11 protein-coding genes are annotated in these 12,788 nt (G+C 44.4%); 5 read left to right on the top strand and 6 right to left on the bottom strand.

All coding sequences use genetic code 11. The features are described from left to right. Positions 1–196 precede the first annotated feature (196 nt). Both rlmH and H9653_RS07625 read left to right on the top strand, forming a co-directional pair. Entirely contained in the window at positions 197–685 is a 489-nt protein-coding gene (rlmH, locus tag H9653_RS07630; protein WP_068406749.1) for a 23S rRNA (pseudouridine(1915)-N(3))-methyltransferase RlmH, read from the top strand. A gap of 116 nt (positions 686–801) precedes the next feature. Then, complete coding sequence (locus H9653_RS07625) at positions 802–1,722, top strand: DODA-type extradiol aromatic ring-opening family dioxygenase (protein WP_191691643.1); 921 nt, start codon at positions 802–804, stop codon at positions 1,720–1,722. A 92-nt stretch (positions 1,723–1,814) separates the two neighbouring features. On the opposite strand, the gene H9653_RS07620 is transcribed toward H9653_RS07625, so the two are convergent. Continuing rightward, a complete protein-coding gene (locus H9653_RS07620; protein WP_144296398.1) occupies positions 1,815–3,308 on the bottom strand; it encodes an amidase in 1,494 nt (497 codons plus the stop codon). 211 nt (positions 3,309–3,519) lie between these two features. Next, positions 3,520–6,828 carry a DNA translocase FtsK gene (locus H9653_RS07615; protein WP_191691641.1) on the bottom strand — a complete coding sequence of 1,103 codons (3,309 nt, stop codon included), beginning with the start codon at positions 6,826–6,828 and terminating at the stop codon, positions 3,520–3,522. A gap of 571 nt (positions 6,829–7,399) precedes the next feature. Between H9653_RS07615 and trxB the strand changes: the two genes are divergently transcribed. The 3 genes from trxB to H9653_RS07600 all read left to right on the top strand — a co-directional run bounded on the left by trxB (position 7,400) and on the right by H9653_RS07600 (position 9,802). After that, the gene (gene trxB / locus H9653_RS07610; RefSeq protein ID WP_191691639.1) at positions 7,400–8,422 is read left to right on the top strand and encodes a thioredoxin-disulfide reductase; all 1,023 of its coding nucleotides are present in this window, start codon (positions 7,400–7,402) and stop codon (positions 8,420–8,422) included. After that, a complete protein-coding gene (gene aat / locus H9653_RS07605) occupies positions 8,423–9,259 on the top strand; it encodes a leucyl/phenylalanyl-tRNA--protein transferase (RefSeq protein WP_191691637.1) in 837 nt (278 codons plus the stop codon). A gap of 105 nt (positions 9,260–9,364) precedes the next feature. After that, positions 9,365–9,802, top strand: a complete 438-nt coding sequence (locus tag H9653_RS07600) for a MerR family transcriptional regulator (RefSeq protein WP_191691635.1) — start codon at positions 9,365–9,367, stop codon at positions 9,800–9,802. A 46-nt stretch (positions 9,803–9,848) separates the two neighbouring features. Here H9653_RS07600 and rimI read toward each other — a convergent pair whose 3' ends face one another. The 4 genes from rimI to H9653_RS07580 form a co-directional block, all read right to left on the bottom strand. Further along, complete coding sequence (gene rimI, locus H9653_RS07595) at positions 9,849–10,337, bottom strand: ribosomal protein S18-alanine N-acetyltransferase (RefSeq protein WP_191691633.1); 489 nt, start codon at positions 10,335–10,337, stop codon at positions 9,849–9,851. 189 nt (positions 10,338–10,526) lie between these two features. After that, positions 10,527–11,408: an IS982 family transposase gene (locus tag H9653_RS07590; RefSeq protein WP_191691631.1), complete on the bottom strand. Its 882-nt coding sequence runs from the start codon at positions 11,406–11,408 to the stop codon at positions 10,527–10,529. Positions 11,409–11,833: 425 nt separating this feature from the next. After that, on the bottom strand, positions 11,834–12,361 hold the full coding sequence (locus H9653_RS07585) for a peroxiredoxin (RefSeq protein WP_068404024.1): 528 nt from the start codon (positions 12,359–12,361) through the stop codon (positions 11,834–11,836). 280 nt (positions 12,362–12,641) lie between these two features. Next, positions 12,642–12,788 (bottom strand): EF-Tu C-terminal domain-related protein (locus H9653_RS07580; protein ID WP_450088453.1); only part of this gene is annotated, 147 nt, incomplete at its 5' end.

Here is a 12,788-nt window from a genome sequence, read left to right as displayed (position 1 = left end):
TCTTTACCATTCAACGATAAGACTATGTAAAGATAAGACCATGTAACGATAAAAGCAATGAGTGTAGAAAAGAACAACTGTTGGTCAAATGCTAGTAAAGCATAAAAAAATACTTTGTAAAAGGTCTGTTTGTTACAATACCTTAAGCGCAGAATCTTTTTGTTACATTTAACCCATTATAAAAGTGGTCTATATTATGAAAGTAAGAATATTGAGTGTTGGAAATAAAATGCCCAAATGGGTACAAACTGGTTTTGATGAATATTTTAAGCGTATCCAGCCCATGCTTAATACTGAAATCGTAGAAATTGCCGCCGCTAAACGCGCCAAAAACCCCTCAGACGCCAATTTGGCGCAGTACCGTGAGCAAGAAGGTCAAGCGATATTGGCCGCTCATGCTGCGGCTGGACGCGAGCAATTATGGGTGCTCGACGTAAAAGGTAAAATGCTCTCAACCGAACAGCTGGCTGAAAAATTGGCGGATGGCATGCAGCAAGGCGATGATATTGCGTTGGTCATTGGCGGCGCTGACGGCGTATCGCCAGAGGTATTGGCAAAAGCAGATGTGAAATGGTCGTTATCTGCACTGACGCTGCCGCATCCTTTAGTGCGCGTGGTATTAATGGAACAGCTGTATCGCGCCATGAGTATCAATCACAACCATCCTTATCATCGCGGTAATTAAAACCTTTATAAAAACAGTCATTTGCTATAAAAATCAACCATGCCCTATCAAAAATAATGGCGACGCGTCATGGTAAAACGGATTGAAATATAGGCGCGCGCCCTAATAAATGCACCATGAAACATCCTAAACCTGCGACACCTAAAGCCATGACCGCTGCTTTGCAACCTGAGAGCGAACGTCAAAATACAACAACATCCAAGCCAGCACCCATTACCTCAGCGGCTGCTTGGACAGACACGCCTGCGCTAGCAAGTGCTATAACGCCCTCAAAACAGGCTAAACTGCCCGCGCTATTTATCTCGCATGGCGCTCCGACGCTCGCCATCGAACAATCGGCAACCACCAGTGCGCTGGCACGTATCGGTCAAAACTTGCCCAAACCGCGTGCCATCATCATTATGTCGGCGCATTGGCAGTCGGCTAAACTTGAAATCAGCAGCAATCCGCGACCAAAGACGTGGCATGATTTTTCTGGCTTTGCGCCCGAGCTCTATGAGTTGCAGTATCCAGCAGCCGGCCAGCCAGCGCTTGCGGAGACATTGGCGCAGCAGCTAACGGCGCGCGGTATTACCTGCCGTGTAAACCCTTTACGCGTCAGTGACCACGGGGTTTGGGCGCCGCTTTTACACCTGTATCCTGAGGCTGATATACCCATCGTGCAAATATCCTTGCCACGCCATTATGACAGCATCGCTTGCTTTCAGTTAGGCGCGCAGTTGGCGCAACTGCGCGCCGAGCAAATCCTTTTGATTGGCTCGGGCAATATCACCCACAATTTAGAGGCATTACGTTGGCAAGCAGAGAGTATCGATGAGACCGCCAAAGACTTTAAAGTTTGGCTGCTGCAGCAACTAAAAACGGATATTCCAAGCGCTTTAGATTGGCAGCAATATCCTAATTATCAAAATGTACATCCAAGCGATGAGCACCTGTTGCCATTATTTTTTGCTTTAGGTGCCGGTCAACGCGTCTCTGTGGTGCATCAAAGCATGGCGCATCACAGTTTGGGTATGGATATTTATCGCTTTGATTAGTGCTTCGTTTACATTAAACTTTTAATCAAAGCGTTTTTGCTAATCTCTACTTTTTAATATAGAAGTTATCAAAACTCTTTCATCATATAAAACTACGTTTCAAAAGCTGGTTTGGTAAACATGCCAGCACGCTCCATCTCGCCTGCGATACTAAATAGCGTCGTTTCATCATTCATGCGCCCGATCAGCTGCATCCCAATCGGCAGACCTTTTTTACTCATACCAACAGGTAACGACATTGCTGGTAAGCCGGTGACATTACCCAAGATAGTAAAGCCCATTTTACCAAGTACTGGGGCGCTGAGCTTTTCAATCATACCTGAGCTAAAAGCAAATCTGCCCATGTTAATGCCTTTATTGAGCAGGCCTGCGCTGCGCATCAGTGTTTCATCCATACGGCTTGGCGGTAGTACGCCATGCTTGACCGCAGGCGTTGGAACGGTCGGGCATAAAATCATATCGTAGGTCTCAAGCAGCAAACCTGTTTGGTATTGGCTATCGTGCCAGCCATGCTTAGCGTGGGCTAAATCAACGGCGGATAATGAGCGCCCAAGCATCGCCATATTATAAGTCTGCGGCTCAAGGTTTTGGATATGCTGCGCGCCGTAACAACGCTCGATATTATCAATGGTAAAAGCGGTATGGGCACAGACCACCACTAAAAAATCATGCCAAAATTGCTCAATATTAATATTTGGCTCAGCTGGGACCACACGATGACCCATGGCTTCTAGTTGCTTCGCGGTTTTTTCTAATACAGCAAGTACTTCTTTATCGACCTCAGTATTGGCAACCAATGGCTGTTGATGCAGGGCAATGGTTAATTGCCTTGGCGCGCGCATGGCGGCTTGCAAAAACGTGCCGTCGGGCGGTGCAATGACGTAAGGCGCGCCGATTTCTGCGCCGCTAGTCGCATCAAGCATCGCCGCGCTATCACGCACACTTCGCGTAATTACATGGTCAGCGACCGCCCCTTCCCAGCCCTCGCCAATTTTTGGGCCCATAGGGTTACGGCCTCGACTAGGTTTAAAGCCAAACGCGCCGCACCATGCCGCCGGAAAGCGTATCGAACCACCGCCGTCACCTGCGCCTGCCATTGGCACGATACCACTTGATACCGCTGCGGCACTACCGCCCGATGAACCACCAGAGCTATAGCCTTTTTTAAAGGGATTGTGTGTGACGCCATGAGCTTTGGGCTCAGTAGTGATAATCAAACCAAATTCTGGCGTATTGGTTTTGCCAAAGGTATTGACGCCAGTGGCTCTCATACGCTTAACGATTTCGCTGTCGCTTTCTGATACGATATTGACGCTGCGACTGCCCATGGTAATTGGCTCATCGGCAAAATGAAACGACAGGTCTTTGAGCAGATAAGGGACGCCGTTAAAGACGCCTGTTGGCAAGCCTTTTTCTGCAGCAGCATAAGCACGCTCATCAAAGCGGTGGATAATGGCGTTTAATTTAGGATTGAGCGCATTGGCTTGATTCACGGCGGCATCTAACAATTCTTTGGCACTGACTTCCCCTGCATTCACCAGCGCTGCCAACGCTAATGCATCGTACTGGGTATATTCTTTAAACATAACTGACCGTCCTTGGAGAGTGACAGATTTATACTTTTTTAAATTGATGCTTATTTTTTTATAAACACTCACCAGTTTAGTATAAAAAATGACGATTTATAATCGATAAACAAACTCATTGGTCATTCAGTTCCTAATGCTGTCGCTCTCCCATAAAAAAAGACGAGCCACGTTCGTTACTCGTCTTTTTTTATGGGAAATCTATTAATTTTTACATCAACAGCTCGCGCTTACCACTTTTGCCCATAGAGCTGACCAAGCCAGCCTCTTCCATCGAGTCAACGATACGCGCCGCGCGGTTATAGCCGATGCTAAATTTCCGCTGGATACTAGATGCTGATACTTTACGTGTTTCCATAATAAAAGCCACGGCGTCATTATACAAATCGTCATCTTCGCCAGACGCATTGGCATTACTGGCGCCACCACTGGGACTCGATAGCTCAAAGTTACCAGCCATATTATCAATATAATCGGGTGCGCCGCGTTCACGCCATGCATCACAGACACGGTTGACCTCTTCGTCACTGACATAAGCCCCATGGACACGGTCAGGCTCAATTTGCCCAGGGCCTAAGAACAGCATATCGCCGTTACCAAGCATGTCTTCTGCGCCCCCGCTATCCAAAATCGTCCGCGAATCCACTTTTGAGTTTACTCGGAGCGCAGCACGCACTGGGATATTGGCTTTAATCAAACCCGTGATAACGTCAACTGACGGACGCTGAGTGGCAAGCATTAAATGAATGCCAGCCGCGCGTGATTTTTGTGCCAATCGCGTAATAAGTTCTTCGGCTTGCTTACCGACCTGCATAATCATATCGGCAAACTCATCGGCGACAATAACAATCATCGGTAAGGTTTTAAGCTTAGGCGCTTGGCTAATACTGACGCTGTCATTGGGGCGCCATAAGGGATCAAGCATTGGATTCCCAGATTTTTCAGCGGCGATGACTTTTTTATTAAACTCGTTAAGTTTACGCACTTTTAATAAACTCATCAGCTGATAACGGCGCTCCATCTCTGCCACGCACCATGACAAGGCGCTGGCCGCTTCGGTCATATCAGTGACCACAGGTGTGAGAAGATGCGGAATATCATTATAGTTGGCAAGCTCGAGCTGCTTTGGATCAATCAAAATCATACGCAGCTCATTTGGCGTATATTTGAGTAGCATAGAGAGTAGCATCGAGTTGACCAAGACCGATTTACCAGAGCCTGTGGTACCCGCAACGAGCATATGCGGCGCGCGCGCAAGATCGGTGATAATCGGATTACCGCCAATATCTTTACCCATCGCCATGCTGATTTGCGCCTTGGGGTCTTTAAATTTTTCCGTATTTAGTAGCTCAATCAAACGCACCATTTCGCGCTTTTTATTGGGCACCTCGATACCGATATACGGCTTACCCGGAATGACCTCGACCACCCGCAAAGACGCCATCGATAGCGAACGTGCCAAATCGCGCGAAATACCCGTCACCTTGCTGGCTTTAACACCAGGCGCAAGCTCTACTTCAAAGCGCGTTACGACAGGGCCTGGAATGGCGTTGACCACGTTTGCTTTGACGTTAAATTCTTGCAGCTTAATCTCTAACAACTCTGACAATTGCTCGAGCTCAGCGATGGTATAGCTTGGCTTACGGTCAGGGTCTGGCTTATCTAAAATCGACAGCTCTGGAATCGGTGTCAGGCTGCTACGATAAGCGGCGGTTTGCATCGAGCGTGATTTTTGACTAAAAGCGGCATCATCACTGATATGCGGCATCACTGGCAGATCAGTGTCGTCAGCTCGGCTGTCATCTTCTGGCACCATGTCGGTAATATGATTGCTGCTATCACCCTCTGGCACTGCAAAGCTTACGGTCGATTTAGCGGCCGCCGGAGCAATATTGGTCACCGAAGTACCAGTGTCCACCGTTGGTGCTAATTTTGGATTGGCAGGCGGGGTATTGGTCGGCGTCATGTCAGTCATTTCGCTGACTTCATCTACTTTATCGATTTCATCACTTAGCGCAGCGTTATCTGTTTGCCAGTCTTTCGTCAATTCGTATTGAGTTGACAGCACTTCATGTTGAGTTAAAGGCTCAGAGTTATCGGTAAACTCAGAGCCTTCGATAGACCAAGCTTCAGAGAAGTCATCCATTGAATCATCAATGTCATTACCGATTAAATCCTCTGCTACTTTTTGCTCCTTGGCGAAAGAGGTCTGCATTACTGGCGCTTCAATGACGGTTTGTTTCTGTTCTATCTTAGACGCTACTGGCACTGCGGCATGTTCTGCTAACCACGCATCTGCTAAGTTATTAACTTCTAAGCTATCAACTGCTAAATCAACGCTTTCTGTTATTTCATCTTCATCATTAATATCATCAAAAGCATTAGACGTAGCAGCAGATTTAGCGAGGGTTGAGGTGTTTGTAGCAGCAGTATCATAACCAAACGTCTCTTGCTCAGCCATTGCTTCACGCGCCAACAAATCATCAACCGTATCGGCATCGTTCCAAGCAAAACTTGGTTCAACTTTGCGTGCAGGCGCCATCACAGGATTTGCGACAGGCGCTGAGGGTTGCTGTTGGTTAACATGACTAAAATTGCTTACATTAGCTGAAGCTGTTTGTAATTGCTCATCTTGCGATGCGCTATTCGTTGCCGTTTGTGCCACTGCTGCTGCCGCTGACATAGACGCTTTAACGCTAGCACCAAGACCTGACGTCGCTAAAAACTCTTTCAATACGTTGTTAAAGCGACCACTTTTATCGGCGGTTTGAGCATGATTAGCATGGTCAGTAGCTGGCAAATCGAGTGGTAACTGCTCAAAGCCCTGCGCCGCTTTTGCATCGCTCACACTTTCATCATTTTGCTGTTGCTCAGATGCTGCTGGCGCGGCTTGTATATTATCGCGTTTACTATCACGCGCTTGAGCCGCATTGTCTTGAACCGCAGTATCACGCCATGACCATGTTTTGATTTTTTGATAAATCGCTAACCAATGAATATTAAAAGCAAAAGTGGCAGTAATCACCACAAATACCGTCAAAAATATTACACTACCCCACTGCGACAACAGCTGTGCCAAACGTGCTTGCAGCTCAAGCCCAATAATACCGCCAGCAACGCCTTTAAGGCCTGATGTCATCGGGTCTGCCACTTGCTGTACCAGCGCCACCAATTGCGCAAATAATGCGCTGGCACTTAACAGCAAAAATACATAAGCCACGACACGTAATAACCAAAACGTTGGTTTATTATCCCACCAAATCAGCACCGACTCATAAACCAAAAACGCCAGCAACCACCAAGCACCAAACCCAAAGAAGCTATAGAGCAAATCTGACAGCCAAGCGCCCATCTCGCCGCCCATGTTATTCACGGTCGTCATGTCACTGCTGATATGCGACCAGCTCGGATCGTTACCCGTATACGTCATCAAAATGACGAACAAATAAACAGCCAGTATTAACCCAAGCAGGGTAAATATGCCCTTTTTTAAATACTCAATAAGTGGTGCTGATATCACGTAAGATCTGCCTTGTTGTCAATACTCGTTGCTAATGCTCGTTAGTGCTGGTTATTAATATAAATGGTTGCTAGCTTATGATTGAAATTTTTCATGCTGAAGTGATTTTCTACTATTAAGTGGCACTATATAAATACCATTATAATTTGATGCGTTATTCACTGACCACTACGCTTGCATAACTTCTTATAATAACAAATACATAGGCGTAGTGGCGACAGTGTTATCAAGAAAGCGCAGAAGAAAATCAATTATTAAGCGGTTGAGCAAAAAATGCAGTCATTAACCGAACATTCGCCACACCTTTCAGTAATAAACCAGTATGCAATGAAAAAGTATGCTTTCATTTTAAGAGCAGTTTTTAAGCGCTCCGTGCTTTGATTCTAATGATACCCATATTCATTTTAGCAAACTTGCACTTTTTGCCCTCAGCCCTTATGTTATTATCACACAGCAATAAGAAAAACCATATTCATCGCGATTTTAGCGACTATTTTTTATAACATTTATCATTTGTACCACGTATTTTAATTTTTATATTTCTTATTTAGATAGCAAGCAAGGAAATTTTATGGCAACTGATAACACGGCTCCGCGCCACGAAAAACTCATTATTTTAGGCTCAGGCCCTGCCGGTTACGCCGCTGCCGTTTATGCAGCACGCGCCAACCTAAAACCTGTTATGGTCACGGGCTTAGAGGTTGGCGGGCAGCTAACCACGACTACTGAAGTCGATAACTGGCCAGGCGATGCCCATGATTTGACCGGTCCTGCGCTTATGGATCGTATGAAAGCCCATGCCGAGCGCTTTGGTACCGAACTGGTCTACGACCATATCAATGAAGTCAATTTGAATGAGCGTCCTTTTACGCTAATCGGTAATAACGGTAGCTATACTTGTGATGCCTTGATTATCTCAACGGGTGCTTCTGCGCAGTATTTAGGCTTAGAGTCAGAAAACAAATTCCGTGGCCTTGGCGTATCAGCTTGTGCCACCTGCGATGGTTTCTTTTATAAAAACCAAAAAGTAGCAGTTATTGGTGGTGGTAATACCGCCGTTGAAGAGGCTTTATACTTATCAAACATCGCCTCTGAAGTGACGCTAGTCCATCGCCGCGACAGCTTGCGCTCTGAGAAAATCCTACAAGATAAGCTGTTTGAAAAGGTTAAAAACGGTAACATCAAAATCGAATGGAACCATAAAGTTCGCGAAGTCGTCGGCGATGATATGGGTGTCAATGGGTTGGTCATCGAATCGATGCTTGATGGCAGCACCAAGCAATTAGACGTATTTGGCATGTTTGTCGCCATTGGTCATAAGCCAAATACAGACTTGTTCAAAGGCCAGTTAGAAATGAAAGATGGCTACTTAATCGTTAATAGCGGTCTAAATGGCAATGCCACCCAAACCAGTATCGAGGGCGTATTTGCCGCGGGTGACGTCGCCGACCACGTTTATCGTCAAGCCATTACTTCGGCGGGTACTGGCTGTATGGCAGCGCTTGATGCCGAAAAATATTTGGACGCTATGGGTGAGACAGTCGCTCGTGACCACACTTATGCTTCCACATTGACTGAAGATAAAGAAGCATAAATGAGCGATTTTGCTAAAGATAACGACCGCATTGATATTAATGCGGCTGCTATAGCGCCTGAAAACTTTCGTCAATACATAAAAAGTCTTGGGCGTTATAATTTTCCCGATCCTGCGATGGTGGACCCTGATGGCATCGGTATCGTTGCTGTCGGTGGAGATTTATCACCGGAAACGCTAATTTCAGCTTATGCGCAAGGATTATTTCCATGGTTTAATGAAGATGACCCTATCGCTTGGTGGTGCCCTGAGCCGCGCTGCGTCATGGTGCCAACGGATTATAAGCCGAGTAAATCACTACGTAAACAAGCGGGTCGCGAACGTTGGCAGTTGACCCTCAATCAAGCGTTCGATGATGTTATCCATGCTTGTAGCTTACCGCGTAGCGATGGTTTCAATGCCGCGCTACCCGAGGGTGAACATACTTGGATTCATAGTGAAATGATTGACGCCTATACTGAGCTACACGCGCAAGGCTTTGCGCATAGCATTGAGGTTTGGGATGATAAACAGCATCTAATTGGCGGTTTATATGGCTTAAAAATAGGCGGTATTTATTTTGGCGAATCGATGTTTCATGTTGCTTCAAATGCTTCAAAACTCGCTTTTTGGGGCTTAACGCGTTTATGTGAGCAAAGCCATGTCGAATTGGTAGACTGTCAGCTACCAAACGACCATTTATTAAGTTTGGGAGCTGAAATCTTGCCACGCGCTAAATTTTTGCTAGAGCTAGATACTTTAATTGGCAGCCGTTCAGTCAAATGGCAAAAGGACTCTCATCAATCTTTAGCGGTCTCACTTCTCGATAAACCTCAGCCTTGGCAATTGAAAGTATAAAGTAAACTTAAATAAATCTATTTATAGTTAAACATAGTAACGAATAATGCTTGCTATCATTTTTTACACAATTAGTAATTTAGGTATTTTACTTACGAGGTCAGCATGGCACCCGACACAGCGTTTTTATTGATTGGCACACTAGCGGCGCAGGCCAATACCACCAAAGATACCATTCGTCATTACGACCAACTGGGGCTACTGAAATCTCGCAAACGCCAAGCGGGCTCCCGACTTTATACCGAGTTTCATCCCGAATGCGTCGAGCGTATCGAGCTCATCAAAAGTGCTCAAGCCATTGGTTTTACATTAACTGAAATCAAAGACAGCTTAAATGATTATTACGATGGTCAACTTGATATTGATTTGCAGCTAAGCCTTACGCAGCAGAAATTGGCGCAAGTTAGAAAACAGCAAACGACAATTAATCTGATGATAGAAATGTTGGCTGAACGCATCGAGGTGCTTGAACGCATGAAAACCGATAAAAACTATCTCTCTAATATCGAAATCTGCAAAAAGAAAATACCGCCGCAAGCATGATTTCACTCTTTTTTAATAACTATTTACTCTTCTAAACAACCAATTGCTAATCACAAACTCGTTGCAGGATTAATGCATCGACAGAAGGTTGATGTGGCAGTTGATAATAATTTTTACGTGTATGAATCACAGCAAACGCTTGCTGCTCATATAAAGCAAGCGCTGGTGCATTATCTGCGCGCACTTCTAACAATAAGCTCTCTACCTTATTATTTATTAACTCATTATTTAATGTAGCAAAAAGCTGCGAGGCAATACCTTGACGCTGATAGTCAGGATGGGTGCCAATACGCAGTATCTCTGCTTGCTCAAAAATTATTTGATAGAGGCAGTAGCCAATGACTTTATTATTATCGGCTTTACCTTCTGGTTTATACACTATCATTATATGCGTACTATCTTGCGCGAGCATCTCAGCCAATGTCTGCTCAGTCCATGCGTCGTGCGGCTGTACGAGCGTTTCAATATTTGCGACTGCTTGAAGCGCTTGTTGTCGCTCTGAGGTATTGGTTGCTAATTTCTTTATAATAAACACCGCTTTTCCTTTTATTTTTCTTATGCCTTAACGGCTATGTTAGCTGGATTTTTAAACTTATTCATAAATGACATTCTATATATGTCATAAATACATACCTAAGCTGCCTATACTCAAAGATATCTTAGACGTTTATTTTAATATTAACCCCAGTTCGGGATAAGCCACATTGTAACTCATTGATACTATTTACAATGTTGCTACCTGTCCCTGCTGAGGCATATTTTTGATGGTGGGTTTATAGGGAAACCAGCAATAAGCAATCAACCCTGACAGCAAGTTTGTGATAAACCCCGTGACACTACGATGGCGTGAGTGTTCGATTTGGCACAAGTTTTTAAGCTCTCCAAATACCGTTTCAACCAAAGAGCGATGATTGAGTAGTGCCTCATCCATCGGCTTGAGTACTTGCGGCTTCATATTACGCCGAAGTTTCGTTATCAGCCTAGTATCACTGTGTTTTGTGAGCCACTCGTTTAGGGCTTTACTGATGTAGCCTCTATCCCCAAACACCTTGCCAAACACAGGTGTTGCCATATCCTTAACAGGCGCTCTATCATCCGTATTACCCGCAGTGACTTTAACAGATACAAGCTCGCCCTTATGATTGATAATGGCGTGCAGCTTAAAGCCATAGAACCAGCCCATGCTGCTTTTGCCTCGGGTTGCAAGTCCCTTAAAGACTTTATGACGGTAGATACGTTTGTTATGACAAACTGCTATCTTGGTTGAATCAATATAGCTGATACCCGTACAGTCGCCCATCATGCTTTGCAAGTAGGCACACAGTGGCATGATACTGCGCGGCATAAGCTCTATAAATCGCGAGTAGCTCGGCAGGTTTGGAAACTCCCGTTTCATCATGCCATGCATATGGTGGTAGTAAAACGCCTTAAACTGTCGATACCGCAGTTGATGAAACAGTACCAAGATGGTCATAATCTCTGCTACACTTATCTGGCATGCTCTTAACCTTTGGTGTCCCGTTGCGATTAAATGAGCGTCAAACTCAGGTTTGAATTGCTGATAAAAGTCGTCAATATGGCAGTATAGTTCGGTTAGGTTGTCCATGTAAGAAGTCCTTGTTGTGAAGTTTGTCTTGGTAAACTCACTTTAGCAACTTCGGACTTCTTTTTTTATCTTTTTTTTGAGCGCTTATCCCGAACTGGGGTTAATATTACCAAAATTTTGTAGAAAACATAAAAAAACTGCTTAGCCCTTATACTTAAGGATTAAGCAGTTCGACAGTATTTGAGCTTCAGCATTCTAGGGCGTCTCCTCAATTCAAGCGCTTGTATCTAAATGGGCTAAAAATGGCTAAATTTTGTCAAACATCGTCAAATAGCTGATTAATATCTCGATATTATTTGCGCTATTTTCCTCGTTTGACGGCAATTTATCTCATTTTTATCACCATTTTTAAAATGAGGACACGCCCTAGTATCTATCGACGCCCGATGATACCAGTCAAACGTCAATGCACTTAAGAATTGTGATTAAGCATTACTTTTCAAATATTCTAACATGGTATCTGCATCTGATACTTCAAATGGATCTGTTGGACAATTGTCATCAAAACCCGCTTCTTTAAACACTTTTTTGATTTCTTTGTTATCGACATACATCGAATACCGCCATGAGCGCATACCAAAGCCAAGATTGCTCTTATCAACCAGCATGCCCATTTTACGAGTGAACTCACCATTGCCGTCAGGAAGCAAGAAAACGTTTTCACGGTTTTGCTTTAGGCCCCATTGGTACATGACAAAGGCATCATTAACAGAAATGCAAACGATTTCATCTACGCCTAACGCCTTAAATTCATCGTAAAGCGCTTCATAACGAGGTAGATGGCTAGTCGAACACGTTGGCGTAAAAGCACCTGGTAGAGAGAAAACCACCACTTTTTTATTGGCAAATAACTCATCTGTGGTTAGGTCATACCATTTAAATGGGTTGTCTCCGCCGATAGATTCATCACGAACACGAGTTTTGAAAGTCACATCAGGTACATGGGTAATCATTATTTACTCCAATTTAGGTTATTGTGTTTTTATTTTTAAAATGCTACCGCTATATAATAAAGGTTATAGTTATCTATAAGCAAATCTTTAATCTACTATATATAAATCAGTCTTTATAATTTATAGCTTTGGAATTTATTTTTTTCAAATTAGAGAAAAATCCTAGTATTTAACCCCTTATCCTCATTCATATCCCACAAAAAAAGCCACCCTTTATCAGGATGGCTTTTTTCTTACTACATAACGCTTAGATAACTCTATAGCGTTAGGGTTTTGATGCTTAGCTAAGGACGTTAGCAACAACACCAGCACCTACGGTACGGCCGCCTTCACGAATTGCGAAGCGAAGACCTTTGTCCATAGCGATTGGGTGGATAAGCTCTACGCCCATCTCAACGTTGTCACCAGGCATAACCATTTCAGTACC

It is taken from the genome of Psychrobacter communis (genome assembly GCF_014836505.1).
GTDB lineage: Bacteria > Pseudomonadota > Gammaproteobacteria > Pseudomonadales > Moraxellaceae > Psychrobacter > Psychrobacter faecalis.
Note: the sequence above shows the minus strand (reverse complement) of the source record. Positions and strands in the feature narration are given on the sequence as shown.

Bases quoted from the DNA above. Each gene is read 5' to 3' on its own strand.
- rlmH (WP_068406749.1), top strand. From the start codon at position 197: ATGAAAGTAAGAATATTGAGTGTTGGAAATAAAATGCCCAAATGGGTA.
- H9653_RS07625 (WP_191691643.1), top strand. From the start codon at position 802: ATGAAACATCCTAAACCTGCGACACCTAAAGCCATGACCGCTGCTTTG.
- H9653_RS07620 (WP_144296398.1), bottom strand. From the start codon at position 3,308: ATGTTTAAAGAATATACCCAGTACGATGCATTAGCGTTGGCAGCGCTG.
- trxB (WP_191691639.1), top strand. From the start codon at position 7,400: ATGGCAACTGATAACACGGCTCCGCGCCACGAAAAACTCATTATTTTA.
- aat (WP_191691637.1), top strand. From the start codon at position 8,423: ATGAGCGATTTTGCTAAAGATAACGACCGCATTGATATTAATGCGGCT.
- H9653_RS07600 (WP_191691635.1), top strand. From the start codon at position 9,365: ATGGCACCCGACACAGCGTTTTTATTGATTGGCACACTAGCGGCGCAG.
- H9653_RS07590 (WP_191691631.1), bottom strand. From the start codon at position 11,408: ATGGACAACCTAACCGAACTATACTGCCATATTGACGACTTTTATCAG.
- H9653_RS07585 (WP_068404024.1), bottom strand. From the start codon at position 12,361: ATGATTACCCATGTACCTGATGTGACTTTCAAAACTCGTGTTCGTGAT.